Consider the following 25,285-nt stretch of genomic DNA (forward strand, 5'->3'; position numbering starts at 1 on the left):
TTATTGTTGTTGTACGGGCAGGTTAGCGCCGGTTGGCGAAACGACCCTGACGCCGCTCTGGCCGACCAGGACCAGATTGCCATCCGGGTTGGCCACGACGCCTGAGAGCGAGCGCCGGTCAGGCCGGCTGAACAGTTTGAAGCTTTGCCCGTTGTCGTCGCTGCTCAGCACGGTGCCACCGTGGCCGACCACAACGATGCGGCCATCGGGGAGCCGGTTGCCATCCGCCAGGCCCGATTCGACGGTATCGCCGTCGTCGTCCGCCAGCGTGATTGCTTGCCAGTTATCACCGAAATCGGTGGAGCGAAACAGGTTGCCGCGTAGGCCGAACGCGACGACACCGCCCGGCTCACCTGAGCCGACCACACCGAAGAACGAACCTTGATAGGGTGATTCGGCCCGCTCCCAGGTCTCTCCCATGTCCGCGGAGCGAAACATACCGCCCATCTCACCAACGATGAACAGACCGGAGCCCGGTATCTCGGCTATAGCATTCAGGTGGGCACCGTCCTCGTTGTCCAGGCGGTCCGCCACGTCTTCCCAGTTCTGCCCGTCGGTGGTTTCCAGAAGCACGCCGTAAGCGCCTGTGGCGAATCCGTGCTGTGCGTCTTCGAACCACACATCGAGCAATGGGACTTCGCCTTCGCGATTTTCATACTGCTGCGTCCAGGTCTGGCCGCCGTCCGTGGTGCCCAGGATGAGCGCGTCATGGCCTACCGCCCAGCCGTGCTTCTCATCAGCGAAGTACACCGCCGTAAGCAGTTGACGGGTCGGTACCTTCGCCTGATTCCAGCGGGTACCACCATCGTCGGAATAAAGGATGTGCCCGCGGTCACCGACGGCAACCAAACGGTCGCCCGCATAGGCAACGTCGAGGAGCAAGGTGGAGGCGGCTTTCTGCGATTCGATCGAGTAGCGCACGCCAGGCTCGGCAGGGCTTTGAGCTTGCGCCGGTGCGACCATGAACAGGATGGAGAGAACACTGCAGAGCGAGAGCGTCCTTGCCAGCGGCGATTGACTGCTAAACATCGGCGTGCGGGTCTTTTTATCCGCGCGGCCAACCGGTGTGCGCCACATGACGGGCTCACTCATACATACCCCCTTTATTCTTATTAGGTAGGGCCTGCGTATGGAGACAGGCGGGGCCATGCTATAGGGCTTTCGAAAGCGGCGGCAATTGGCTGGACGTTATGTTTTGTTAAGCATGGCTCAATGATGTTGCGTGATAGGTGGGCCTTATGGCATGCGCTTTGTGCCCACTAGGTCACGCACCGTATGGGGGCGCCCGGCCAAGGCTGCTCGCCCTTCTGAAAACGAAAATCCCGCAGCAAGTGCGGGATTTTCGTCTGTCACCATCTAGCGTCGCAGGCCTGATCAGGCAAGGCTCTTGCTGACCACCTCGTACACGTCGCTCGACAACTCACCGGACGCGAGAATCCGCTCCAGCTCGGTCTTCATCAGGCCCTGACGGCCTGCGTCATACTTGCGCCAGCGAGTCAGCGGCGCCAGCAGGCGCGAAGCGATCTGCGGGTTGAGCTTGTTCAGCACGATGACCTGATCGGCCAGGAACCGGTAACCGGCACCATCGGCGCGGTGGAAGTTCACCAGGTTCTGGTTGGCGAAAGCGCCGATCAAGGCACGAACCTTGTTCGGGTTCTTCAGCGTGAACGCCGGATGCTGCATCAGGTGCTGGATTCGCTCGAGCCCGCCCGGCTGTGTATTGCCGGCCTGCACGCTGAACCACTGATCCATGACCAACGGGTTGTCCTTGAAGTGCTCGGCAAACGAAGCCAGGGCCTTGTCGCGCTCGGCCTCGAAGCCTGAGTTGACCAGCACCGCAAGCGCAGTCAGGCGCTCGGTCATGTTGTCCGCTTCCTCGAACTGATCGACGCAGGCGGCGACCACTTCAGGCTTGCCGCTGAGCATCAGGTACGACAGTGCGATGTTTTGCAGCGCACGTCGGGCGAAGTGACCGGCTTCGGCGACATAAGGCGTTAGCCGAGACACTTCGCGGTTGGCCTGGTAGCGCTTCCAGAAAAGATCGAACAGTTCGGTGGCGATGCCCTGGCGAGTGAAGTCTCGCGCGGCGTGAATGGCATCGACATCGGCCATCTCGCTGATCTCGGTGAGGTAGGCCTCGCTCGGCAGCGACAGCATTTCGGCGACCATCGCCTGATCGAGGCTTTCGTCCTCGAGCTGGCTGCGCAGCGCCACGACCAGACGCTGATCCAGCTGCAGCGCTTCGCCGCGCTGATGCTGGCCGATCATTTCCTGCAACACCTGGACCGACAGCTGTTGCCCCGCCTCCCAGCGGTTGAAGCCATCGGAATCATGCTGCATCAGAAACATCAGCTGATCACGGCTGTAGGGGAAGTCCAGTTTTACCGGCGCGGAGAAGCCTCGTAGCAATGACGGCAGCGGCTGCTCCGGAACATCAACGAAGATGAAGGTTTGCTCGGGCTGGTCGACGGCCAGCACGCGGGTGGTACCGACCGGTGCGTCTTCACCTTGCAGGCGCAGCGCAATTTCGTTGCCCTGCCCATCCAGCAGGCCCAGCGAAACTGGGATGACGAACGCCAGTTTCTCGCTTTGCCCCGGCGTTGGCGGGCAGCTTTGGCGGAATGTCAGGCTGTAGGTTTTTGCGGCGGCGTCGTACTGCTCACTGACGGCCAGTCGCGGCGTTCCGGCCTGGCTGTACCAGCGCTTGAACTGGGTCAGGTCGGCGCCGTTGGCGTCTTCCATGGCCTTCACGAAATCATCGACGGTGACTGCCTGGCCATCATGCCGCTCGAAGTAGAGGTCGCTGCCCTTGCGGAAGCCCTCTTCACCCAGCAGTGTCTGGATCATGCGCACCACTTCGGCGCCCTTTTCGTACACCGTCAGGGTATAGAAGTTGGAGATCTCGATGAAGGATTCAGGACGGACCGAATGGGCCATCGGGCCGGCGTCTTCTGCAAATTGATGAGTCCGCAAGTAGGACACGTCCTCGACGCGCTTGACCGTCGGCGAGTTCATGTCGGCGCTGAACTGCGCATCGCGGAAGACGGTGAAACCTTCCTTCAGTGACAACTGGAACCAGTCGCGGCAGGTCACGCGATTGCCGGTCCAGTTGTGGAAGTACTCGTGGGCAACGATCGCCTCAACCCGCTGATGTGCAGCATCAGTGGCCGTTTCGGCGCGCGCCAGCACGGCGCTTGAGTTGAAGATATTGAGGCCCTTGTTCTCCATGGCGCCCATGTTGAAGTCGTTGACCGCGACGATCATGAAGATGTCCAGGTCGTACTCGCGACCGTAGGCCTCTTCGTCCCACTGCATGGACTTCTTCAGGCTGTTCATGGCGTGCTGGCATTTGTCGATATTCTCCGGCTCGACATAGATGCGCAGCGCCACGTCGCGACCGCTCATGGTGGTGAAGCTGTCCTCGACGCACCAGAGATCACCGGCGACCAGGGCGAACAGATACGCGGGTTTCTTGAAGGGATCTTCCCAAGTGGCCCAATGGCGTCCGTCGTCTTCCTCGCCGCTGGCGATCGGGTTGCCGTTGGAAAGCAGGATCGGATAGGCATGCTTCTCGGCGCTGACGGTGGTGGTGAACTTGCTCATCACGTCCGGGCGGTCGAGGTAATAGGTGATCTTGCGAAAGCCCTCGGCCTCGCACTGGGTGCAGAACATGCTGCCAGACTTGTAGAGGCCTTCCAGCGCGGTGTTGCTCTCCGGATGGATGACCACCGTGCTGTCGAGGGTAAAGCTGGAGGAATCGGGCTGCAGTGTCAGGCTTTCCTCGGCCACCTGGTAGTCGCCCAGGCCGAGCTGACGGTCATTCAGCGCCAGCGAAATCAGCTCAAGATCCTGACCGTGAAGCTCTAAAGCTGGCAGTCCCGCACCAGCCTCCGGATTGCGCCGCATGACTAGCTGGGCATGTACCAGGGTGCGGTCTTCGTACAGCTCGAAGGTCAGGTGGGTTTCATCGATCAAGTAGTCCGGAACCTGATAATCCTTGAGATGAATGACTTTCGGTTGTTCGGTGCGCATGGAAACCTCGTCGGCTGAGCTTCAAGCGGCAAGCTTCAAGCTGTAATGGGCAATGGACTGCTCGCCCGGAGACCGGGCGGAGGATGACGTCGAGCTTAGCGTCTGTCGCAACTGACGTGTAGGGTGGACAAGGCCGCGCCGTTGTCCACTTACGCCCGCTACCCGCCTCGCATTCAGGCTGTGCAGCTGGCCGCGATCTGATACGAGGTGAATTTGCGGATATTGATAACCCCCGTATCAAGGATCAGATATTGACCCTTGATGCCACGCAGGGTGCCTTCGACGACCGGCGTCTTTTCCAGATCCAGGCTGACGATCTTTGTCGGGTAGGCATCGACCGGGTAGCGGATCTCAAGCACCTCGGCATCGGCCACTGGCTGGATCGCCTGCAACCCGTAGCGCTGCTGCAGCTCACGCAAGCCCTCAGCGCAGGCATCGAAGACCTTTTCCCGGATCTCGATCAGGTCGATGGGTTCGGCATCCCCCTTGAGCAACGCGCGCCAGTTCGTCCGGTCAGCGACCTGGCTGCGCAACAGGTCTTCAACCATGCCCGACTGCTGGCGAGTCGCGACGCGCATGATCGGCAGCGCCTGGCTCGCGCCCTGATCGAGCCAGCGCGTGGGCAGCTGGGTCGCGCGAGTGATGCCGACCTTGATACCCGAGGAGTTGGCCAGATACACCACGTGGTCGGTCATGCAGAAATCCATGCCCCACTGCGGGTCTCGGCAGGTGCCGAAGTCGTGATGGCATTTTTCCGGACTCATGATGCAGATATCGCACTGCGGTAGTTTCTTGAAGCAGGGATAGCAATAACCCTGGCTGAAACTCTTGTTGGTCTTGCGACCGCAATGGGTGCAGTTGATCGCGCCAAGATATTCCAGCCGCAACGTCTTGCCGATCAGAGGATTGACCGGCACCAACTGGTCGTTCAGGCGGAATGAATACTGTGCCTGCGCGCCCAACTGAATCGACATCTTGCTCAGCGCGCCGCGTCCCAATTCGAGCATCAGTGACGCGTTCCCGAAGCGGGTGAAAACAGGCTGGTGTCGATAGGGGCCTTGTTCTTGCTCTTGGATGCACATTCCTGCCCACCCATGTAGCCGGTGCGTTCCTCTTCCGGCAGATTCTTCATCTCCCAGGCAATCATCGCGCCGAGGCAGGTTTCTTTCTGTTCGGGGGTCAGCTTGCGGCCGTCGCTCCACTTGCCCAACTCGACGGCGGTTTTCAGGTTTTCGTAGATTTCGGGGGTGATGTTTTCAATGGCTTCGATAAAGGACGACATGGCCGGCTCCCGGGGAAACAAGCGCGCATTCTAACGGAAACACACAGCGGAAGCCTCACGCCTCGACCTTTCGACGTGCAAGCCAGCCGCCCGCGATACCCGTGATGCAACCTGCAACCAGACCCGCGACATGAGCAGCGTTAGCGATCGCCAGCGCGCCGAAGCTCACCACCTCGATCACGCCGGTCAAGCAGATCACCAACCATGCGAGCATCAAGACGACGACACCGGGCGGCAGGCGGTATGCCTCGTCCGGCGACAGCTTTTGAAACAGCCAGCAATGGCCAAGCAACCCGTAAAGCACGCCGGAAAGTCCGCCGAAGATGCCGGGGCCGCCGAAAACATATTGGGACAGGTTGGAAATTACGCCGAACAGCAGCGTGAACCCGAGCAGCGTCGAGGCCCCTTGGCGATACTCAATACGCCGACCCAGCTCCCAGTACCACATCGAATTCATCGCCAAGTGTAGAAAGCCGAAGTGCACGAAGATCGGCGTGAGCAGTCGCCACCACTGCCCTTCTGCCAGTGTCTGTTCGAGCGTCGCGAAATAAGCGTATTGGCCGTCGATGCGAAAGTCGCTGAAGCTGAACCAGCGAATCGTGTCGTAATTTTCACCGACCATCGTGATGGCCGCGGCGATCAAGGTCAGCAGCAAGACCGCCGCGGTCAGCGGGCTGCGCCGCAGCGCTGTGGTGAAACCCGCACCGCGACCTGCCGGTTGCTCGGCGACGACCGTTCCGTCTCCCTGCGGATAGCGCTGATAGAGTTCGCGGACCTGCTCAACGGTCTCGGCTGGCACCCGCAGCACTTGTTCGCCCGCCTCCTCAGAAACCCGACAAGGAACCCGCAACCGCTGCAGCAAGGCGATAAAACCACTCAGATCCACGGATAACGGCAGGCGCAATGCCTCTGTTACAGCCATTTAGCGCTCCACGTTCACCCAGACGAATTTCGCCGGATCGAGTCGGGTTTCCTGATCCAGACGGTACGCGACCAGCTTGCCGTATTTCACGGCGCTGTAGTCCAGGCACGCAAGATTATGGCGTATGGGCGCCGGCTCACCGCTGCGCCAGTAATGCCCAACAAACAGCAGCGGGTCATCAGGCCCATAGAGAAAGAGCCGACTTTTCTGACTGTCACTGAGCGGCAAGCGCGCCGCTTTCTCTGGCAGCCCGTCGGGCTGAAACACGATATCGCCGTAAGTCTTGGGGTTTTCTTCCCAAAATTTGGTGCGAAAAAAGCTGCGAGTAAAGCCCTCGGCACTCGTCAGCGTCAGCCCTTCCGGCAACGGCATATCCGTTCCGCGAAGCAGGCGATCCAGCGCTTTTGCCGCAAACCCTTCGGCGAAGGCGGCGTCGCGCAGGAATTCAGCGTCGACTCGCCCCAGACTCAAGCGCTGGCGCAATTGATCGATGACCGCGCTGTCCCAACACGCATGCACCACGCGGAAGCGGTCGCACTCTAAAAACAAAGGCAGCTCCATGAACCATTCGCGGAAGGCCTTCCACTCATCCGAGTAGTGCTCAAACTGTTGAAATGTCTGCTTCAGCAGCATCTCATAGCGCGGCGTATGGTCCCGGACAAAAACCTTGCCGCTTTCCGGCGGAGCCGGCGTGTACCAACCCAACGCATTGAATTCGTGATTACCCATGATGCAGTGAGCCTGCCCCGCATCCACCATGTCGTGGACCAGATGCAGCGCCTCACGAATCCGCGGACCGCGGTCGATGATGTCGCCGAGGAAGATGATCTGCCGCCGCGGGTGCCGCCAGACATCGCCATGCCGGCGATAGCCGAGCTGATCGAGCAAGCGTGTCAGCGTATGGGCACAACCGTGTACGTCCCCGATAAGGTCGTAGCTGCGCTCCGGATCGACGATCACTACTCGCCTCCACCGAGGCGACTGCCCCAGCCCAGCTTGGTGCGGCAGACCTCGTAGTAGTTGTGGTCCAGTGGGTGGATCAGGTGCAGCTTCTGCGGCTTCTTGCGGACGGTGACGGTATCGCCTGGCGCGCAGGTAAAGTGGTTCTGACCGTCACAGGAAACTTGCGGATAGATCTGCATGTTCGGCGACACCACAATCTTCAGTTCGCTGTTGCCATCCACCACAATCGGCCGACTGGAGAGAGTGTGCGGATACATCGGCACGATCACGATCGCGTCCAGTCGGGGGTGCATGATCGGGCCACCCGCGGACAGTGAGTACGCGGTGGAGCCAGTGGGTGTCGCAATAATCAAACCGTCGGCCTTCTGGCTGCAGACGAATTGACCATCGATATACAGCTCGAATTCAATCATGCGCGTCGATTTGCCCGGATGCAGCACCACATCGTTAAGCGCATCGCCCTCCCCGATGGACTCCTCGAACCGCCTCACCTGCGCTTCAAGCAGAAACCGATTCTCGAGGGTGTACTGGCCACTGAGCACCTCGGCGACTTTCTCCTCCAGCTCATCCGGGCGGATATCAGTGAGGAACCCAAGGCTGCCGCGGTTGATTCCCAGCACCGGGACACGATGCCGGGCCATCGCCCGGGCGGCACCGAGCAGGCTGCCATCGCCGCCTACCACGATCACCAGGTCGCAGGACTCGCCCAGCCGTTGCCGTGAAGAGGTCTGCATGCCATGGCCCGGCAACACCTCGGCGATGTTCTCCTCAAGAATGACGTGCAGGTGACGCTCTACGAGGAATCTCTTCAGTCGGCGAATGGTATCCAGCACCTGGGAACTGCCCAGGCGGCCGATGATGCCGATGTTGCGGAACTGATCCATTGAAGCTCCCTGATAGGCGTGGCTGGTAACGGGACGGCACGCGTCGAGGAATCACGGGCCGGCCGGAGCGTAACAGGCACTAAGTTGGTGTCGCGCGGGCACGTTTGAGTTCAACACTGTGCACTGCGAGAAACCCCGTTGCGGCACAGCGCAGGGATTATGGGCGAAAGCCGGAAGTGGCAGCAAACCAACCGGCTATGCTTGTTGAATGAGCCTTCCCTGTCTTGCCGAACTGATGCCCAGATTGATGCACCCGCAGGTGCGAGATCTCGCCTGGGCGTTGCTCTCGCCGCCCCTGTTGAGCATCACACCGTCACCGCAGCGTCACCCACTCGCCGCGAGCCGCTGGGCATCCAGTCCAGGTGAGCTGGCGGACTGGCTGCTACTGCACGATGCCCAGCCTAGCGTGCTCCAGACATGGCTGGCGCAACACAGCATTCGCCGGTTGGGTCTGTACTACGAGCGTCTGTGGCAATTCGCGCTGGGCCAGGCACCGGACGTCGATCTACTGGTGGCCAACCTGCCCATTCGCCACGGTGGCCATACCTTGGGCGAGCTGGATCTAGTGATTCACGACGCGGACGGCGTCCATCACCTGGAACTTGCGGTTAAGTTCTACCTGGGCCTGGAATCCGGCGATCGACGCAAGCACGACCATTGGTTGGGGCCCGGCAGCCATGATCGGTTGGATATCAAGTTACAGCGATTGTGCGACCACCAATTGCAGCTCTCATCGAGTTCACACGCTAAGGCGCTGCTCGCCGAACTGACCTGTCGAGAAATCAACAGCGCGCTCTGGCTCGGTGGTTACCTCTTCCAACCCTGGTCGACCGGATGCGAAGCACCCGCAGGCGCCAACCCCCTGCACCTCGGCGGGCGCTGGATGCGGCAGCGTGACTGGGCGGGCGCGAGCGCAACTCGCAGCGCAGCAAGGTGGCAGCCGTTACCCCGGCAATCCTGGCTCGCACCGGCGATGCTGGATGATGACCATACCTGGCCAGCCGAGGATGTAGAGCAGTGGCTTGAAGACGGCGGCAAGCACGCGAGGCTGATGGCACGCGTCGAGCGGGCGCCACAAGGTGGCTGGGTCGAGCGCGAGCGCCTGTTCGTGGTACCCGACCAATGGCCAGAATGAACGGGGCCGCCATTGTTCATCAAATATTCATCTTCTCGTTGCACACTGTCGCGTCAACCGCGCTGACCTTCCCGGCCAGGAACAAATCGACCGATGCCATCGACACCGCTCGACTCACATTCACCCTCCAGCGCCTGGAGCATTTTCCTGGTGTTCCTGCGCCTCGGCTTGACCTCCTTTGGTGGCCCGGTGGCCCATCTTGGATATTTTCGAGATGAATTCGTCGGCCGTCGGCGTTGGCTGGACGAGGCGCGGTATGCCGACCTGGTTGCGCTTTGTCAGTTTCTGCCGGGGCCGGCGAGCAGCCAGGTCGGCATCGCTGTCGGTCTGTTGCGTGGCGGTTATGCCGGCTCGCTAGCCGCCTGGGCCGGTTTCACCCTCCCCTCTGCTCTGGCGCTAACACTGTTCGCCTTGGGCATCGCGAATTGGGGAGACGCCGTTCCGCCCGGGCTCCTGCATAGTCTGAAGATCGTTGCGGTTGCTGTAGTAGCCCAGGCCGTGTGGGGCATGGCCCGGAACCTCTGTACCGATGGCGCCCGTACGACCATCGCGGTGCTTACAGCATGTTTGGTGTTGCTCCTGCCCAACGCCTGGGCCCAGCTCGGTGCCATCGCACTGGCAGGATTGATCGGACGTTTGCTATTTCGCGCGGCAACGAAGCCACCCATTTCAACCATTCCGCCACCCGCACACCGAACGGTTGCTAGCCTCTCCCTACTGTTGTTCTTCGCACTGCTATTGGTGTTGCCAGCAATCGCCAGCGCCTCGACCAATCAATGGCTGGCACTGCTCGACACCTTCTATCGTGCTGGCGCACTGGTGTTTGGGGGTGGGCACGTGGTGCTGCCGCTGCTGCAGGCCGAAGTCGTGCCCAACGGCTGGGTGACCAACGACACCTTTCTCGCCGGCTACGGTGCCGCCCAAGCAGTACCGGGACCCTTGTTTACCTTCTCAGCCTTTCTCGGCGGCTCGATGAACAACGGCAGCGGCGGCGTGCTAAGCGCGGCCGTTTGCCTCGTTGCGGTATTTATCCCGTCATTTCTGCTGGTGTTTGGCGTCATGCCGTTCTGGGATCGGCTGCGGGCTACTCGTGACGTGCAGGCAGCGTTGGCCGGTGTAAATGCTGCGGTCGTCGGCCTGCTATTGGCGGCCTTGTACGACCCCGTCTGGACCAGCGCCATATTCAGCGCGACAGATTTTGCTCTGGCGCTAGTTGCCCTGGCCGCGTTAGCAGTGTGGAAACTACCGCCCTGGCTGGTGGTGTTAGCCGGCGGTATAGCGGGCTGGGCGCACACCGCGCTGCTCTGATGGACCTGTGCTTGATCTTAATCGCTACGTTCGATGCGCCCGCCGGAACGCGCCAGGTAACCACTGCCCTGTTCGCAAAGCAGCGCGGCATATTGTTCAGCCGTCAGTGCATCGAGGCCACCGCGCAAGGTATAGGCCGTAAAGCCCAACTGGGTTAACAGAAACACAGCACTGGCGCTGCGCTTGCCGCTGTCGCAGTAACACAGATAGATGCGATCCTGTTTTAACAATCTCGCCTTCAGCCGCAACAGATGCAACGGCATGTTAAGCGCCTGTAGCGCGTGGCCTCGTTGATATTCTTCCAGCAGCCTGACATCAAGCCATTGCGAACCCTGCGCGATCAGCTCGCTCGCTTGTGCAAGGTCCAGGTCGCGTACCACCGGCGCCTTCAGCAAGGCAATGAAATCATCACGTTTGAGGCGCAGCACGCACGCGTCTTCGAGCAGCGTGACGGTGGCGTTACGCGGGCGATCCGTCAGCAACGCCTCCTCACCGAAGCAGGCACCGACGCCCAGCTCCGCCACGACCTGGCCAACGTTGCCGTGGTCAATCATGACTTCTGCCCGCCCGCTTTTAAGGAAGTAGCAACAGTCGCCGGCATCGCCTTCATGCAGCAGCACGTGCCCAGCAGGCAGCTCGATTGCTTGCAGCTTGGCCAGCATGCTCCGCACGTTTTCCGGTGGCACCTTCGTAAACAGCGGGTTTTCCAGAAGCTCCTCAAGCCAATCGCTCAGCTCGCCTGCGGTAACAAGCTCGAGCAGCAAATCAGCATGGGCCTGGTGCCAGGAAAGCAGACGATCCAATTGGCTGCTATCAATCGCCAAAACGCTGGATGCTTCCAACGCGCGGACCTCGTTGAGCCGGTTGGAGGCGCTGAACGCATGCGAGCCCTCGGGCGATCCGGCCGCTATACGTCGTTGCACACCGTCCGCGGATTGCATACGCAGGGCACCGGTCAACAAGAAATAGCTGAGCCGCTCTGCTGACTCCGGATCAAACAGCAGATCGCCTGCGTGCAATTGTCGCGGGACTAATTGCTGGCGGAGCGTCTGTAGCCGGCGGGGTGACAGTGCGTTGAGTGGCGTCAGACTGCGCAGTTGATCGGGAAGCAGCGGCTTGTTCATCCATGTTTTCCAAATTCGGTAGGTCAGCGCAGCAGCTCTTCCAGCTGCGCCTGGGCGGCACGTCGACCCTGAAGACCGCCGGTATGCACGAAGACCAGCCGCGTGCCTTTGGTAAAATAACCGCCATCGACATAAAGGCGCAATGCCATCATTGCCTTAGCCGTATAGACCGGTTCCAGGGGCAGCCCAGTCATGCCCTCGGTCTCGACTATGAAACGCGCCAGTGACGGGTCAAACCGGCCGAAACCACCCCGACTCGCATCGATCAGCTGATAACTCGCGCCAGCTATACCGGCCTCGTTCAGCAGGCGCTGCACCTCCTGTGCAACGCCATGAGATTGCGGACCCGCCAGCGCGCCATACACCCGATGCGCCCCTTGTTGGGTTTCACCAATGATCAGCCCGGCCAACGTCGTCCCGGTTCCCGCCGCCAGCCACATCCCGTCGTAATCATCCCAGCCCAGACTGGGTAGCTGTTCCCGCACATGCGCCGCCAGGGGCGCACAGCCTAAGGCACCGGCAAGCCCTCCCCCGCCTTCGGGCACGCAGTAGTGGTGTGGATACTGCAGGCGCCACTGATCGAAAAAGCCCGGCCGGTGCCGTTCGCGATAGCCGCCATACCCCAGCCAATGGAGCTGCATACCGAAGCGTTGCAGATCGTCGACAGTCGCTGTCCTCTGCGGATGCCCGCGGAGCAAGCCGACACTGGACAACCCGAAGCGACTGGCGGCGGCCGCCAGTGCATGAAGATGATTGGAGTGGGGACCACCAAGGCTGAGAAGACCTGTCGCGCCTGCTAGCCGTGCAGCGTCGAGGTGATGTGAAAGCTTGAACCACTTATTTCCGGACAACTCCGGATCAATCAAATCCAGGCGCAGTACGGCGAGCCTGACGTCCGCGTGCCGGAGCCAGGGCAGATCCACGGGCTGCAGCGGCGCCGATCGCAAGTCTAACGTGAAGGTTTGGGATGACAAACGCGCTAACTGCCGGTACGCAGCCGATTCTGCGAGCGGTGCCTGGCACAGCAATTCGAGTGTCCGACCTGAAAGCGTCCGGGCGCTTCCACCTTGTCCAGCGGCATGTTGCAACGCTCGCCACTGGTCAATGTCGCCACGCAGGTTGGCTGCTGATAATGCTGCACCCACTGCCCGTACTGCTCCTCGGAAACCGAGCATTTTGCCGCTGCGTAGGCGATCGGATTGTGCTGATAACGCGCCATATCTGGAAGCGGGATGGTCAGGTGTCCCGCTCCCGGGTGATACGCCATAAAAGTTACGCCCAGCGCTGAAAGGCGTTCGAGTACTCGCTCGCCACTCTGCTCAGCAAGCGCATCACGTTGTTTTTGAAGCTGTTCTATCTCGGCCTGCAAATCGCTGTCCAGTTCATTGCGGTATGCCAGCTCCACATCGCGTATGGACACCTGCTCCTTGAGCTCGGCCACCGCTGCTGCGACTTGCCGTTGCAGCTCGTCATCGAACTGCGCGCGGGCCGCCTCTGCTTCGGTGCGACTATTCTGCTCCAGCGCTCGCAGTTGACGGCTCATCTCTTCGCGAGTCTTTTGAAAACCTTCAGCCTGAGCATTGAGCTGTGCACGCAACTCTTCAGCACTCTGGTCCTTGTGCTGCAGTTCACGGCGCAATTGGGCAATTTCGTCCTGCAGCTTGGTCTGCTGCTGTGCCGCCAGCTCGCGCAGTCTGTTGATGTCGGCTTCGCGCTGCTGCTCGAGGTTGGCGATGCGCAAACGCTGTTGCTTAATCAGTTGCGCCGCCTTGAGACGCTGTTCCTGCTCGAGCTTCTCAGCCCGCCGGGTAGCCACCTGCTTTGCAGGATCCGCCGCGTACCAGTTCTCTTCGGCGACCATTTGCAGTCGCTCGGTCGGTACCGTTTGCGGCATTTCTTCCTCGACCAGCAAGCCGAGCTGGTTGCGCTTCACTCGGTCGCGCAGCATGAGGAAGTGGTTTGTGCTCTGAGTCGTTTGTGGGTCCCAGAGGTGCATCTGATACCACGACACCGGACACTGGCTGCGGCAGGCCAGCCGAATAGGGCCCGCACCAAGATCGGGGCCGCGCCCGGTGCGCTCCGCCAGGCTACGCAGAGGGATATTCCAGCCGCTGTCCGCCGAACCGTCGTCGTTGAAATCAAGGTAAAAGAACACCGCTGCACGAATCTGCAGACGGGTATTGATCAGTAGATATGCGACCCGCATCTGCTGGTCCGCGAACTCGGGGACGTTCACCATGCCATCAAGCACGGCCTCAAATTCGGGATAGAGCATTTCCTTGCAGACGCCGCCATCATTGAAGAACAGTACGGCTTCAACCGTCTGCGGTTTAATCTGCATTGCTCGCACCCTCAACAGCTTGATCGGCCAGCGAATATATCCGAGACAGCAGGCGCTTCGGCGCCGCCATCGCGATGGTCGGCGCAAGTTTAGGGGAAAAATCAGAACCGGCGATGTGATTGGGTTGGCAGCGAGCCGGCCGTTGGCAAACGCACCGATGCGCAGCCAGAAAACTGTGACGGGGTTGGGGAACTGTTCAGCGCTTCAACGCGGCAAGCTGCGGCCCCAGCCGGAGGCCCATTTCCTCACCGAGCGCCTGCAACCCGCTCAATGGTCGCACCATGACCTCGAAGTCGGTTATCAGTCCGGCTTCATCGAAGCGAATCATGTCGATGCCCTTGAGGTGTCGCTCCCCCACCCGTGCGCTGAACTCCAGCACGGCATTCAAGCCGTCGGCGCTGGCCAGCTCGCGGTGATAGGCGAAGTCTTCGAATACCGTCATCACGGTCGTGAGGATCAGATTGACTGCCGCAGCGCTCTCGTAGGGTTTGAACGCCATCGGGGAGCGAAACACAGCTTGAGGGTGAAGCAATTCTGGTAGACCGCTGAGGTCACGGGCTTCAATCATCCGATGCCAGCGCTGCAACGTGGCGGCGGCGCTCGGCTGCAGGGGCGGAGAAACGTTCATGCAGGCGTCCTTATAGAGCGTCAAGGAACGCCCCGCTCGAAGCGGGGCCTGTGTTTTAGATCTCGGCAGCGAGGCGCGAGCCCTGATTAATCGCCCGCTTGGCATCCAGCTCTGCGGCAACATCCGCGCCACCAATCAGATGCACCCTTGCCCCTCCCGCTTCAAGCTCGGCCTGCAATTCGCGCAGTGGATCCTGCCCAGCGCAAACAATGACGGTATCCACCGGCAGCACCTGTGGCTCGCCCTCGGCGACGCGGACATGCAGCCCCTCGTCGTCCACTTTGAGGTAGTCCACCGCGCTGATCATCTGCACGTGCTTATTTTTCAGGCCGGTACGGTGAATCCAGCCGGTGGTCTTGCCTAGTCCATTGCCGACCTTGGACTTCTTGCGCTGCAGCAGATAAACCTGACGTGCCGGTGCGTGCGGTGCCGGCTGAATGCCGGCGATACCGCCGCGGACTTCAAGCCCGAGATCGATGCCCCACTCCTTCCAGAACGCTTCCCGGTCCAGGCTGGTCGACTGGCCTTGATGGGTGATGAACTCGGAGACATCGAAACCGATACCGCCGGCGCCGATCACCGCAACGCGCTGCCCGACAGGTTTGCGTTGCAGGATCGCATCAAGGTAGCCAATCACCATTGGATGCTCGATGCCAGGGATCTCAGGTGTGCGCGGCGCGATGCCGGTAGCAAGAATAATCTCGTCATAACCGCCTGCCAGCAGATCCACAGCGCTGACACGCGTATTCAAGCGGACATCAACGCCCGTACTTCGGAGCTTGGTGTCGAAGTAGCGCAGCGTCTCGTAGAACTCCTCCTTGCCAGGCACACGTTTGGCGACGTTGAATTGCCCTCCGATCTCGCTGCCTGCGTCGAACAACGTCACCTGATGACCGCGCTCCGCCGCCACTGTGGCGGCTGACAGCCCGGCAGGCCCGGCGCCCACTACGGCAATCTTCTTCACCGCAGCGGTCGGAATGTAGTTCAGTTCGGTCTCGTAGCAGGCACGCGGATTGACCAGGCAGGTGGTCAACTTGCCGCTGAACGTATGATCCAGGCAGGCCTGATTACAGCCGATACAGGTATTGATGGTGTCGCTGCGATCAGCCGCCGCCTTGTTGACGAAATCCGGATCGGCGAGGAACGGACGCGCCATCGACACCATGTCGGCATCGCCCTCGGCCAGGACCTGCTCAGCGACTTCCGGCGTATTGATGCGGTTAGTCGTCACCAGCGGAATGCTGACCTCGCCACGCAGTTTGGCAGTCACCTTGGTGAACGCAGCACGCGGTACCTTGGTTGCGATAGTAGGAATGCGCGCCTCGTGCCAGCCGATGCCAGTATTGATGATCGTTGCGCCGGCTTGCTCAATCGCTTTAGCGAGCACCACCACTTCGTCCCAGGCACTGCCGCTTTCGATCAAGTCGAGCATGGACAGCCTGTAGATGATGATGAAATCAGGCCCAACGGTTTCTCTGACGCGGCGTACGATTTCAACCGGTAGGCGCATACGGTTTTCATAACTGCCGCCCCAACGATCGCTGCGGTGGTTGGTGTGCGCAACTAGAAACTGGTTAATGAAGTAGCCTTCGGACCCCATGATCTCGACGCCGTCGTAACCGGCCTGCTTTGCCAGGCTCGCGCAGTTAACGAAGTCCCGGATCTGCTTTTCGATGCCCTCTTCATCCAGCTCGCGTGGCGTGAACGGATTGATCGGGGCCTGAATTGCGCTCGGCGCAACGAGCTGCGGGCTGTAGGCATACCGGCCGGCATGAAGGATCTGCATGCAGATCTTGCCACCCGCCTCGTGAACGGCTTGGGTGACGACCTTATGTTCTTCTGCTTCCTCGATGGTCGACAGCTTGGCCGCACCCGCGCGGACCGAACCTTCTTCGTTGGGGCCAACACCACCGGTGACGATCAAGCCAACACCACCGCGGGCACGCTCGGCAAAGAAGGCGGCCATCCGCTCGAACCCGTTGGGCATTTCCTCAAGGCCCGTGTGCATCGACCCCATCAACGTTCGGTTACGCAACGTTGTAAAGCCCAGGTCCAAAGGGGCCAGCAGGTGCGGGAAAGCAGTCATGTTCGTTCCTCGATCAGGCGGCACGAGCCGTGCCTGTAGTCAACGGTGAGATCGCCACGCCTCGTGGGGGTGGTCGCTATGCAGCGAAGATAAACAGGCGCTGCGACTCGCTCAATGATCAAAATTCACAACTGCCTGACCCTATCGCGCAATACCGCTTGGCAATAAGCACTCAGGTGCCTAATCTCCCCCCATATTCACCGGCAACCTTCCATGCGCACCTACAGCAAAATACTTGGCCTGACTGCTCTCGCGCTTGCCGCGCTCATCATCTATCTCGACTGGACGCATGACCGGCGCAGCGGCCCGCTGTTGTCCGATCTGCGAACCCTGCCCATCAATAGCCAGGGGATTCCCGGCCACGCTGGCAATCTGCTCGGTATCGAAACTCGACTCATGCCGGCTGATTATCAGAGCCCGGAGCGGCTGCAGCTGAAACTTCGAACCTACCTCGACCAGGCACGGGACGCTGGGTTGCTCAATGCCCGCACCGTCGTTGTGCTACCCGAACACATCGGCACCGGGCTATTCGCGTTGGGTGAGAAGCCGGAGGTGCAGCAGGCAAGAACACTGCGTGACGCTATGCAATGGATGGCGCTCAGTAACCCCTGGGACTATCTGCGCGCGCTGTTGGGCAACGAGGGTGATGATCGCCGTACCGAGGCGGTATTGAAAATCAAGGCGCAGCAAATGGCAGATGACTATCAACAGATCTTCGGCGGCCTGGCGAAAGAATACGGCGTCACGTTGGTAGCCGGTTCCATCGTGCTGCCCGAACCACGCCTTGAGAGCGGCCAGCTGCACATCGGTCATGGCCCGCTTCAGCAGGTCAGCCTGAGTTTCGCAGCTGACGGGCAACCCCTGGAGCCGTTGCAGTACAAGCAAGCGCTAACCCGTTACGAGCGACGCTATAGCCAGGCGTCCGACGTCACAGTGGCCACGCTGACGACCCCGGCCGGTCGCCTGGCGGTGCTGATCGGCTGCGACGGCTACCGCGGTTCACTCCCATCCGACGCCGAACTGCTCGCCATCCCGGGCGCACGCGAGGACGTATCTGCCACCTGTGCTATCACCTCACCACAGGACATGGCACTACCACGCATGGAGGTGCGTACCCTGGGGTTGCCATGGAACCTGGTGGGCTCGCCTCATCGGCCGGCACGAACACCTCACAGCGAACCGGTGCAGTTGAACAACCTCTGGTTACCGGAACGGCCATGAATCATCAGCGGGTGCGGCTCGGCGACCTCTCGGTTGGTTTCGTGCACAGTCTAAGTAGCGCGTTGCAAGAACGGCGAATCGATCCGCAGCCGTTGCTGGATGCTTACGGGTTGGATCTGGCACGTCTATCAGAACCACGCGCACGCCTGTCGATCCCGCGTTACATGCGCCTTGGGCATGCAGCCATCCAGCTCGCCGGTGATCCGGGGCTGGGGCTGGAGATGGGACGGCTGCGTAAAGCCGGCCATCTGGGTTTGGTGGGCATCACATCCATGCAGGCGCCGACCGTGCGAGAAGCGGCGCGCGCGCTGATTCGTTACGAACCGCTGTATGCGTCGAATTACCGCGGCGCGTCACTGTTCATTGAAGACGCCGACGGAGCCTGGTTGCGGTTTTATTCCATCAGTCCTTACAACGCCTACAACCGGTTCGTTGTGGATACCGTGCTGGCGAGTTGGATCGCGCAATTGAGCACGGTGGCGACTCGTCTTCTGGAGCCTGTCGCCGTTCACATCGAGTTCGAGCGGCCGGACTACGCTGCTCGCTACGAGAACCTGTTCGGGAAGCCTGTAGAGTTTTCCACGACACACAATCAACTGCGTCTGGACAAGGCCGCGCTGGCGCTACGCAATCCGGAACACTGTCCGGGCACCTGGCGCCACCTGCTCGAACTGTGCGAGTCGGAACTGGAACAACTCACCCGTACCCGCAGTTTGCGCGAGCGCGTGACGCAACTGCTGGGGCCGATGCTCAAGGGTCAGGAGCCGGACCTGCAGCAGATTGCCAGTCGGTTGCAGCTGCCACCCTGGACGTTGCGTCGTAAGCTGGAAGAAGAAGGTGCCAGCTACCGGGCCATCCTCAATGACACCCGACGAGATCTGGCGATGGCGTACATTCGCGATACGGAATCGGCATTCGGCGAAATCGCCTGGCTGCTTGGATTCTCTTCGGCAGAGGCGTTTCAACGCGCGTTCAAGCGCTGGAGTGGGCTCACACCGGGAGAGTACCGGCGTGCGCAACGGCGCGCCGAAGTCCCTTAAAGCTCGAAAGCGTCTTCAGCCGGTTCAGGGCCGTCCTGCTCGGCAGCGTGCCATTCAAGTATTTCGTCCTGGTAGTCATCCATAGGAGCGTTCCTCTTGCTGGGTCTGTTGGTGCTAACAAAGTCCGTGCCACCCACGCTAACGCGGGCTCATGACGAAAACATGAACCGCATCACGCGGGCGTTCGAACTGAATAGCCCAAACGTGCGATCGCGACAACGCGCCCAATCGCCGCACTGCCCACAACCATCGGTGTAGAGCGCTCCCCCGAGTCAAGGCGCCGCGAGACCAGCGGCCGTCATGAACTGACGCAAAAGCCAAGCGACCACGCCAAGCGCCAGCACGCTAGCGGACCAGATCACCACGAGCCAGGTCATGCGTTTCCACAGAGGCTTTTGTTCCGTCGCACCGCTTTCGTGCTTCTTCCACATAGAACGCTCCATCACGACACCGCCTCAGTGGTAACCGTCTTCCGCGCTGACCTTGCCGCGAAACACGTAATAGCTCCATGCGGTGTACATCAGGATCAACGGGATGATCAGCAACGCGCCGACTAACGTGAAACCCTGGCTCTGCGGTGGCGAGGCGGCATCCCATATGCTGACCGATGGCGGGATAATATTTGGCCAGAGGCTGATGCCCAAGCCGCTGTAACCCAGAAAAATCAGCGCCAGCGTAAACAGGAACGGCGAATAGTGGGCATAGCGCGCGATCGACCGCAGAAGCCCGAAGGTGCATAGCAGCACCAGAATCGGTACGGGCATGAAGAGAAACAGGTTCGGCAAGCTGAACCAACGCTCGGCGATGTCCGGATGCGTCAGCGGCGTCCAGATACTGACGATACCGGTGACTGCCAACACCGCCCAAACCAGCGGAATGCCAATGTCGTGCATGCGCTTCTGAAGATCGCCCGCGGTTTTCATGATCAGCCAGGTGCAGCCAAGCAAGGCATAGGCGACGATCAAGGCCAGCCCGCAGAACACGGAAAATGGCGTGAGCCAATCCAGCGGGCCGCCCGCATAGGCGCGGTCCGCGACCGGAAATCCATGGATGAAGGCGCCCAGCGCGACCCCTTGGAAGAAGGTCGCCGCCAATGAACCACCTACAAACGCCTTGTCCCAAATATGCTGTCGATCGACGCTCGCCTTGAAGCGGAACTCGAACGCGACGCCGCGAAAGATCAGCCCCATCAGCATGAAGATGATCGGCAGGTAAAGGGCAGACAAGATCACCGAGTAAGCCAGCGGAAACGCCGCGAACAAGCCTGCTCCGCCCAACACCAGCCAGGTTTCATTGCCATCCCAGATCGGCGCGACCGTATTCATGGCCACGTCGCGCTCGGACGTATCGGCCAGGAAAGGGAAAAGGATGCCGATACCCAAGTCGAAACCGTCCATCACCACATACATCATGATCCCGAAGATGATGATGACGGCCCAGATCAGCGAAAGATCAACGCCCATATTCAATTCCTCTCGCCCAGTTGGTCGCCATGGTCGTGGGGGATCGCCTCGTCCGCCGCCGAGAGCGGCCGCATCGGCGTGCGCTTCTCACCCGGGCCTCCAGCACCCTTCTCGTTGCCTTCGTTGATCACCGGTCCTTTGGCAATCAACCGCAGCACATAGACAAACCCGATGCCGAACACGGCGAAGTAAATCAGTACGAACATGGCGAGTGTCAGCCCGAGCTGGCCGGCGCCGTGGTTGGACACCGCATCCGACGTTCGCATCACGCCGTAGACGACCCACGGCTGGCGGCCAATTTCAGTCGTGAACCATCCCGCCAGGATTGCGATAAGTCCGGACGGCCCCATTAGCAATGCCAGACGCAAAAACGGACGGGACGTGAACAGCCCACCACTACGACGAAGCCAAAGGCTCCAGAGGCCGGTAAAAATCATCAGGAAACCCAGCGCGACCATGATCCGGAATGTCCAGAAGACAATGGTGGAGTTCGGCCTGTCTTCAGGCGGGAAGTCCTTCAGCGCGGGGATCGGTTCGGTGAGGCTGTGCTTGAGTATCAAGCTGCCGAGGTAGGGAATTTCAACCTTGAACCGTGTTTCCTCACGCTCCATGTCAGGCCAGCCGAACAACAGCAAAGGTGTCGGCTCACCAGACGAATTGTCCCAGTGTCCTTCCATTGCGGCGATCTTGGCGGGCTGATGCTCAAGTGTGTTGAGACCGTGAAAATCGCCAATCACCGCTTGGATCGGCGCCACGATCAATGCCATCCACATTGCCATCGACAGCATCTTGCGGACCGCTGGGTTGTCCTTGCCACGGAGCAGATGCCAGGCGGCGGACGCCCCTACCATAAATGCAGTGGCAAGGAATGCAGCGACCGCCATATGGGTCAGCCGGTATGGGAACGAAGGATTGAACACGATGGCGAACCAATCCACCGGCACCACAATGCCGTCGATGATCTCGTGCCCCTGAGGCGTATGCATCCAGCTGTTCGACGCGAGGATCCAAAAGGTTGAGATCAGGGTGCCGACAGCGACCATCAGGGTCGAAAAGAAATGCAGGCCCGGCCCGACACGGTTCCAGCCAAACAACATGACGCCGAGGAACCCCGCCTCCAGGAAAAACGCGGTGAGCACTTCATAGGCCAGCAAGGGCCCCGTAACGCTCCCCGCGAACTCCGAGAAGGCACTCCAGTTGGTACCGAACTGGTACGCCATAACAATTCCGGACACCACGCCCATGCCGAAATTGACGGCGAAAATTTTCAGCCAGAAATGGTAGAGATCGCGGTAAACCTGACGCTTGGTCTTCAACCACAGCCCTTCCAGCACCGCCAGGAAACTCGCCAGGCCGATAGTGATTGCCGGAAAGATGATGTGGAACGAAATGGTAAAGGCGAACTGGATTCGCGCAAGCTCGAGAGCTTCCAAACCGAACATTAACGACCCCTCGTTTGCTGTCTGCCTGCACTTGGTTTGTTCATTACGTACGGAGTACTGACAGCAGGAAAACGCAAGGGTGCACCGCAGAGCCGCCACAGGTTGACGCAGACCGAAAAACAGTTGGAACACAACGCCCGCAACGCACGTGCAGAACCCAGGATGGCGAATCGAGCGCGGCGGGAGAACATTCGAGACGGGTTCAAGGCCCGCCACAACGACGGGCATTGGTGTCTAGCCTAAGGTGGCTCAATTATCGGGCGTGGTTGCCCGCACTGCAGTGCGCCGCTGAGTCAGTCGCGCCGCACCTCTGAGGAGAAAGCGGAGCGCCGGTCAGCCACGGAAGTAGCCGACCTTCAGAGTCAGCTCTTGTGCAAGCGCACTCAAGTCACGGCTCGCCGACGCCACCTGGTTTGCAGCCGCCGAACTCGCTACAGCCGAGTCGTGGATGCGCGTTACGCTCTGGTTGACCTCTTCGGCGACGGCACTCTGCTCTTCCGATGCCGTTGCGATCTGAGTGTTCATCTCGTTGATCGACCCTACCTCCTGCCGAATCTTGGCTAGCGCGTTTTCAGCTTCCAGCGTTTGCTCGACCGTCTTGTGGGCCAGCTGCCTGCTCGACTGCATCACCGCAACGGCCTGGCCTGCACCGGCCTGCAGCGATGTGATCATGTCACTTATTTCACTGGATGACTGTTGGGTGCGGTTGGCCAGCGAGCGCACCTCATCAGCGACAACCGCGAAACCGCGTCCATGCTCGCCCGCACGGGCAGCCTCTATCGCCGCATTCAGCGCGAGTAGATTGGTCTGTTCGGCGATGCCAGTGATCACTTGCAGGATCTTCTCGATATTTCCGCTTTCTTGCGAAACACGACTGACGGTCTCGGTGGCTTGTTCAAGCACGGTGGCGAGGTTCTGAATGGAAAGCGCGGTTTCACCCACCACCCGGTTGCCGGTCTGAACCTGCTCTTCAGCGCTTTTTGCCGCAGCGGCAGCGCGAGCGGTGAAGCTTGCGACTTCACTCACCGTGGCTGCCATTTGGTTGATAGCAGTAGCCACCTGCTCTGCCTCAGCCGATTGGCGCTCGATCTGCTGATTACTGTTTGCTGATGACGTCAGCAACTCTCCGGATGCAGCACCCAGTCCATCAGCTGCAGTCCGCACTTCGGTGATGATTCCGGACAATCGAGCGGCCATTTTGGCGGTGGCACCCATTACGCTGTCCGGGTAGTCGGTCATGATGACCTGCTTAAGGTCGCCGTCGGCCAGGTTACCGATCACGCGAGCCACCTCATCCGGCTCCGCGCCCAGCGTCGAACGAAGCTTGCGGATGATTAACGCGGCGATCAACGATCCGAGAAGAATCGCCGCCCCTGTTACCGCGATGATCAGGAGCAGAAAACCGCTGGCCGTATCCCGCACAAGTGTCACGTCCTGCGCGATGCTCTGCTCCTGATGGTCAATAAACGCGTTGATTAAACGAAGCCACTCAGTGTAGGCACCCGCGACGTTTTCAAGCAAAAACGCGTATCCCCGCGTGGGTCCCTCAGCAAAGCGGAGCTCGATGACCTGCCCCGTCAACTTGATAGTTTTCGCCTCAATCGCTTCGATCTCGGCCATCAACTTCAGCTCAATAGCGTCAGCGGCCGGCTGTGCAAGCATCGCCTTCATCGGCACTGCGGACTCCGCATACGTTATCGCCAATCGCTCGATTTCCGCCATTTGTTCACGTGCGAAAGCAGGGTCTACAGCGCTAACGGCATCTCTAATGGCGATAGCACGGTCATGCACGCTACCCCTGAAATTGATTGCGTAACGCTGTTTCAAACCTGCCTGCGTACTGATGCTGCTCATGGTCCGGTCAATCACATCAACCTTCAATGCGCTAACCATCGCGACGGCCGCCATCAACGCAAGAATGATGAAAAAGCCCAACCCCAGCCGCTTGGATACCGACATTTGTTTGCTCATGGTGCTCTCCGGGTGCCTCGCTGCGTCGCAGCCAGTGCGAAGGGATGCATCAGCTCTTCTAGCCGACTCATAACTTGTACAGATAATGTCACTTAGCCATCTTTTTGTACAAGTTTTTTCTGACCCAATGCCTAAAACATCAATAAACGGCCTCTGAAGCGAGACAACTATGGCTCTTCGTAAAACTTCTGTACAAGTTTTTAGCGCAGGCCAATATGCGAAAGACACCCACAGCGCAACGCTTATCAAGCCGATGCCAGCTTGGACGACTAGGTAAATGAGGTATGAATATGGGGGAGAAAATAGCGAGCACAAAAAAAGCGGCCAATGGCCGCTTTCTTCGAAGCCCTTCGCAAGAAACGAAGGAGATATGTATGGCGCAGCGGACGGGACTCGAACCCGCGACCCCCGGCGTGACAGGCCGGTATTCTAACCGACTGAACTACCGCTGCGCGTCGGCCGGACTTTCGTCCGATCACAAGATTTTGCTATGAAGCCTCGACCACCCGTGAAACCAGCTGATCGCCTTGCGAGGCGCGCAATTTACGCATCCCTAAGAATCAAGTCAACGGGCTTACGCGTTTTTAATCAAAAAAACCGTCCATAGCCGGATCACTGTCTTGATTAAGCATGCCAAGGGCACCATTTGCCTGAAAAACAGTCAGTTGCACTGGCATACTCAAGCACTTCTTTGTCATCGTCACAGTCTAGACTGCACGGGACGCGCGGCTATTGGCGGATCATTCGGTTTCATTTCGCGCCTCGCTGTTCCGCCGCGTCATCATTCAGTATTCGGAGTGCCTAGATTGGCTTCCCCCGCAGCATTGCAGAAAGTTCGTCAGCATGCGCCCGCAATCGTTAGCGCCGCTATCGTCGTGCTCTTCGGCCTCTATCTAGCCGGGCAGATCAGAGAGTGGCTGCAACTGACGCAGTCACCTCCAACCGCTGCCGCTGACAGCCGTCAGCCCGCCGGCGTTGCGCCTGATCTTCAACGCATGGCAAGTCTGTTCGGCAACCCCGCCTCCAGCGGCGAAAGCTATGCGCCCGGCGCATCGAATTCTGATCTAACCTTGCTAGGCAGCTTCGTCCATGCTGATCCAGCCAGATCGACCGCTATCATCCAGCTGAGCGGCCAGCCGCCACAGCTCTATCAGGTCGAACAACAACTGGAGCCAGATGTGCGCCTTCACAGCGTGCATCCCGACAGGGTCGAAATACTACGCGGCGGTCGGATTGAGGGCTTGTATTTCCCCAGCGTCCGCTCCGCGTCAGCCGTGCCTGATAATCTGCCGGACTACAGTGAACCGACAGAAATGGAAGCACTTGATCCGCAAGCGGAAATGCTCCAACAACAAATGGAAGCGCTCCGCCAACAGATGGAAGGGGCCGAAAGCCCGACAGAATCCATGCCCTCCGACGAACAGCCCACGGAAGACAACTGAC

21 protein-coding genes and 1 tRNA gene are annotated in these 25,285 nt (G+C 59.9%); 5 read left to right on the forward strand and 17 right to left on the reverse strand.

All coding sequences use genetic code 11. The features are described 5' to 3' along the window. The 7 genes from K4O48_RS12320 to K4O48_RS12350 all read right to left on the reverse strand — a co-directional run bounded on the left by K4O48_RS12320 (position 1) and on the right by K4O48_RS12350 (position 8,083). Positions 1-1,092, reverse strand: coding sequence for a WD40/YVTN/BNR-like repeat-containing protein (locus K4O48_RS12320; RefSeq protein WP_222908587.1), 1,092 nt, complete (start codon positions 1,090-1,092; stop codon positions 1-3). A 282-nt stretch (positions 1,093-1,374) separates the two neighbouring features. Next, complete coding sequence (pepN, locus tag K4O48_RS12325; RefSeq protein ID WP_222908588.1) at positions 1,375-4,032, reverse strand: aminopeptidase N; 2,658 nt, start codon at positions 4,030-4,032, stop codon at positions 1,375-1,377. Between the two features lie 173 nt (positions 4,033-4,205). Continuing rightward, positions 4,206-5,039 (reverse strand): DUF2797 domain-containing protein, encoded by an 834-nt coding sequence (locus tag K4O48_RS12330; RefSeq protein WP_222908590.1) that lies wholly within the window; start codon positions 5,037-5,039, stop codon positions 4,206-4,208. After that, on the reverse strand, positions 5,039-5,314 hold the full coding sequence (locus K4O48_RS12335; protein ID WP_045426161.1) for a YeaC family protein: 276 nt from the start codon (positions 5,312-5,314) through the stop codon (positions 5,039-5,041). The genes K4O48_RS12330 and K4O48_RS12335 overlap by 1 nt, the downstream gene beginning before the upstream one ends. A gap of 55 nt (positions 5,315-5,369) precedes the next feature. Continuing rightward, positions 5,370-6,236 (reverse strand): rhomboid family intramembrane serine protease, encoded by an 867-nt coding sequence (locus K4O48_RS12340; RefSeq protein WP_222908593.1) that lies wholly within the window; start codon positions 6,234-6,236, stop codon positions 5,370-5,372. Next, positions 6,237-7,196 (reverse strand): metallophosphoesterase, encoded by a 960-nt coding sequence (locus K4O48_RS12345; RefSeq protein ID WP_222908595.1) that lies wholly within the window; start codon positions 7,194-7,196, stop codon positions 6,237-6,239. Next, on the reverse strand, positions 7,196-8,083 hold the full coding sequence (locus K4O48_RS12350) for an NAD(+) kinase (protein WP_222908597.1): 888 nt from the start codon (positions 8,081-8,083) through the stop codon (positions 7,196-7,198). Before K4O48_RS12350 ends, K4O48_RS12345 begins: the two co-directional genes overlap by 1 nt. A 208-nt stretch (positions 8,084-8,291) precedes the next feature. Here K4O48_RS12350 and K4O48_RS12355 point away from each other — a divergent pair, with 208 nt between their 5' ends. Both K4O48_RS12355 and chrA read left to right on the forward strand, forming a co-directional pair. Further along, positions 8,292-9,218 carry a DUF1853 family protein gene (locus K4O48_RS12355; protein WP_222908599.1) on the forward strand — a complete coding sequence of 309 codons (927 nt, stop codon included), beginning with the start codon at positions 8,292-8,294 and terminating at the stop codon, positions 9,216-9,218. A 93-nt stretch (positions 9,219-9,311) separates the two neighbouring features. Next, entirely contained in the window at positions 9,312-10,526 is a 1,215-nt protein-coding gene (gene chrA, locus K4O48_RS12360; RefSeq protein ID WP_222908600.1) for a chromate efflux transporter, read from the forward strand. Between the two features lie 17 nt (positions 10,527-10,543). Here the strand turns inward: chrA and K4O48_RS12365 are convergent, their stop codons facing one another. From K4O48_RS12365 to K4O48_RS12380, 5 genes are all read right to left on the reverse strand, one after another. Then, positions 10,544-11,650, reverse strand: coding sequence for a cyclic nucleotide-binding domain-containing protein (locus K4O48_RS12365; RefSeq protein WP_222908602.1), 1,107 nt, complete (start codon positions 11,648-11,650; stop codon positions 10,544-10,546). A gap of 23 nt (positions 11,651-11,673) precedes the next feature. Next, a complete protein-coding gene (locus tag K4O48_RS12370) occupies positions 11,674-12,582 on the reverse strand; it encodes a 1-aminocyclopropane-1-carboxylate deaminase/D-cysteine desulfhydrase (protein WP_260523738.1) in 909 nt (302 codons plus the stop codon). Positions 12,583-12,629: 47 nt separating this feature from the next. Continuing rightward, the gene (locus K4O48_RS20500; protein WP_260523622.1) at positions 12,630-13,991 is read right to left on the reverse strand and encodes a chromosome partitioning protein ParA; all 1,362 of its coding nucleotides are present in this window, start codon (positions 13,989-13,991) and stop codon (positions 12,630-12,632) included. A gap of 196 nt (positions 13,992-14,187) precedes the next feature. Continuing rightward, entirely contained in the window at positions 14,188-14,619 is a 432-nt protein-coding gene (locus K4O48_RS12375) for a nuclear transport factor 2 family protein (protein WP_222908605.1), read from the reverse strand. A 55-nt stretch (positions 14,620-14,674) separates the two neighbouring features. After that, positions 14,675-16,705, reverse strand: a complete 2,031-nt coding sequence (locus tag K4O48_RS12380; protein ID WP_222908606.1) for an NADPH-dependent 2,4-dienoyl-CoA reductase — start codon at positions 16,703-16,705, stop codon at positions 14,675-14,677. 213 nt (positions 16,706-16,918) lie between these two features. Between K4O48_RS12380 and K4O48_RS12385 the strand changes: the two genes are divergently transcribed. Then, complete coding sequence (locus tag K4O48_RS12385) at positions 16,919-17,926, forward strand: carbon-nitrogen hydrolase (protein WP_222908607.1); 1,008 nt, start codon at positions 16,919-16,921, stop codon at positions 17,924-17,926. Beyond that, positions 17,923-18,966: an AraC family transcriptional regulator gene (locus K4O48_RS12390; protein ID WP_222908608.1), complete on the forward strand. Its 1,044-nt coding sequence runs from the start codon at positions 17,923-17,925 to the stop codon at positions 18,964-18,966. Before K4O48_RS12385 ends, K4O48_RS12390 begins: the two co-directional genes overlap by 4 nt. Before the next feature lie 272 nt (positions 18,967-19,238). Here K4O48_RS12390 and K4O48_RS12395 read toward each other — a convergent pair whose 3' ends face one another. From K4O48_RS12395 to K4O48_RS12415, 5 genes are all read right to left on the reverse strand, one after another. After that, positions 19,239-19,397 (reverse strand): DUF2474 domain-containing protein, encoded by a 159-nt coding sequence (locus K4O48_RS12395; RefSeq protein WP_222908609.1) that lies wholly within the window; start codon positions 19,395-19,397, stop codon positions 19,239-19,241. Between the two features lie 24 nt (positions 19,398-19,421). Continuing rightward, positions 19,422-20,429 (reverse strand): cytochrome d ubiquinol oxidase subunit II, encoded by a 1,008-nt coding sequence (cydB, locus tag K4O48_RS12400; protein WP_222908610.1) that lies wholly within the window; start codon positions 20,427-20,429, stop codon positions 19,422-19,424. A 2-nt stretch (positions 20,430-20,431) separates the two neighbouring features. Further along, on the reverse strand, positions 20,432-21,871 hold the full coding sequence (locus tag K4O48_RS12405; RefSeq protein ID WP_222908616.1) for a cytochrome ubiquinol oxidase subunit I: 1,440 nt from the start codon (positions 21,869-21,871) through the stop codon (positions 20,432-20,434). Positions 21,872-22,204: 333 nt separating this feature from the next. Beyond that, entirely contained in the window at positions 22,205-23,842 is a 1,638-nt protein-coding gene (locus K4O48_RS12410) for a methyl-accepting chemotaxis protein (protein WP_222912089.1), read from the reverse strand. A 375-nt stretch (positions 23,843-24,217) separates the two neighbouring features. Continuing rightward, positions 24,218-24,294: transfer RNA gene (locus K4O48_RS12415), tRNA-Asp, on the reverse strand. 168 nt (positions 24,295-24,462) lie between these two features. Between K4O48_RS12415 and K4O48_RS12420 the strand changes: the two genes are divergently transcribed. Then, positions 24,463-25,284 (forward strand): type II secretion system protein N, encoded by an 822-nt coding sequence (locus tag K4O48_RS12420; protein ID WP_260523623.1) that lies wholly within the window; start codon positions 24,463-24,465, stop codon positions 25,282-25,284. The last annotated feature ends 1 nt before the right edge of the window (position 25,285 follow it).

The sequence above is a fragment of the Pseudomonas sp. DNDY-54 genome (assembly GCF_019880365.1).
GTDB lineage: Bacteria > Pseudomonadota > Gammaproteobacteria > Pseudomonadales > Pseudomonadaceae > Stutzerimonas > Stutzerimonas stutzeri_P.